Genomic DNA, 1518 nt, shown 5'->3' with positions numbered 1-1518 from the left:
CAAAAATGATGCACTACTAGAGCAGCTTCCAGATACTCATATGCATTCTCAAAATCCCCCATCAAAGCATAAGCCTGCCCTAGATTATTCAGGGTAATGGCCTCTCCTTCTATGTCCGTCCCCTGACGTACAAAACGCAAGGACTCCTCAAGATTGACAATTGCCTTTTCGTAGTCGCCTTGATCAAGTTGAATATTGGCTAAGTTATTTAGAACACTGCCATAAGTATCAGGGTCATCATTAACGGTATATTCCATCGCTTGCTTCAGAACTTCGATAGCGCTTTCATACTCACCAACATGCGACTTAACCCGACCAATTTGATTGAGGGCATCACCAACAATGTGTCTATCGTCGCTTTGTAATAAAGGTGGTAGCCAATATCGGAGCAACTCCTGATACTGGGCGGCATTCACCAGTGTTTCAACTACCCAATCCAATATCAGCCTATGAGCTTGCGGCATCAGTTTGCTATCGGACAGTAACTTAATCGTATTCAGAATATGAACCCATGAGTCTTTGGTTCGGTTTTCCAACTGCTCTAAAAAGTACAATGCGGCTGTTTGCTTAAGAGACTCATCGAGCTTTGCAGTATTATTTACCTCCAGCCAATTGCTAACCAATGGCGGTAGTACATATTCGTATTCTTTGATGTCGGTATTCCAGTAGCGCTCTAGCAGCGATACCGCCAGCAAGTGCTCCAAGTATTTTTCTACTGACATTGTTACTGGGGCAATACGATAGATACCCGATAAATTCACTGAGAATGGATACACCTGCATTAAATGCAGAAGCTCCTTTTGCGGCTCACTGCACTGCTCTATTAGCTCTTTGAGAGCAATATTGATCTGGATATCATGAGTTACCTCTGCAAGTACATTGAGAAATTGCTGCTCCTCAATCAGCGTCATGCCTTCTGTTGCAAGAGCAAAATAGTGCAAGGCACGAAAGTTAGCCCCTAATGTTTCATAGGCCGTTTGTTGACGCTCAGAATTAACCATAAAACGCGCTGGCAATTTTAGTTGGCGTAAAAAGGCCAAATAGTCTGTATAGATTGGTTTGCCAATTCTCTCAATATTGTGTTCTGGCCAATCAGGAAGTTGGTAACGGGATGTCGTTAACAGCTTCAGGCCGTGTCTTGTTGTGTTCTGGGCGGCTTGTAGCCAGTTCTGAGTGTCTGGGTCGGTGATTTTTTTACTTTGGCTATCCTGATAAGTTTCGAGATTATCGATCAGTAAGGCAAATTGTCCGTATTGCTCCAAGAGTGCATTTAATAGAGCTTCTACCCGTTGAATATCTCTGTTGTCTTGAGGCGTGTTTTCATCAATTTCAGACAGAGTGTTTTGGTAATTTTCCACGTAATACGGATCAGTCAGTAAGGCTTGTAGTTTGTTTTGGCTGTATTGCCAGTCGTGGTCAGTTCTTATGGATACGGCATAAATAGTGTGGCCATCACGTTGTAGGCTAGTGAGTAGTTTGCCTGCCAGTGCGGTTTTGCGTAAGCGTCAGACAAACTAC

At 43.4% G+C, this 1518-nt stretch carries 1 protein-coding gene; it reads right to left on the bottom strand.

Annotated elements, in window-relative coordinates; genetic code table 11:
- Positions 1-1358, bottom strand: a 1358-nt coding sequence (locus DKW60_RS23460; RefSeq protein WP_146203571.1) for a tetratricopeptide repeat protein, incomplete at its 3' end; no start/stop codon positions are given.
- Positions 1359-1518 lie beyond the last annotated feature (160 nt).

Origin of the sequence: Leucothrix pacifica (assembly GCF_003172875.1) — a bacterium.
Taxonomy (GTDB): domain Bacteria; phylum Pseudomonadota; class Gammaproteobacteria; order Thiotrichales; family Thiotrichaceae; genus Leucothrix; species Leucothrix pacifica.
The sequence above is the reverse complement of the archived record's forward strand: the minus strand, read 5'-3'. Positions and strand labels throughout refer to the sequence as shown.